General features: G+C 47.8%; 1 rRNA gene. It reads left to right on the top strand.

The window, feature by feature from the left end:
* Positions 1 to 145: 145 nt before the first annotated feature.
* Positions 146 to 209, top strand: a 5S ribosomal RNA gene (gene rrf, locus OGY18_RS27465); the annotation flags it as partial.

Below are 209 nucleotides of genomic sequence, written 5' to 3' on the forward strand. Positions count from 1 at the left end.
GCGATACATTGAGCTAACCGATACTAATGAACCGTGAGGCTTAACCTTACAACGCCGAAGATGTTTTGGCGAAAGACAGACATCGATTTCAGCTTGATTACAGATTACATCAGAACGTAAAACACGGTCTGATAAACAGAATTTGCCTGGCGGCTGTAGCGCGGTGGTCCCACCTGACCCCATGCCGAACTCAGAAGTGAAACGCCGTA

Source organism: Citrobacter sp. Cpo142, from assembly GCF_030332425.1.
GTDB classification, from domain to species: Bacteria; Pseudomonadota; Gammaproteobacteria; order Enterobacterales; family Enterobacteriaceae; genus Citrobacter; species Citrobacter portucalensis.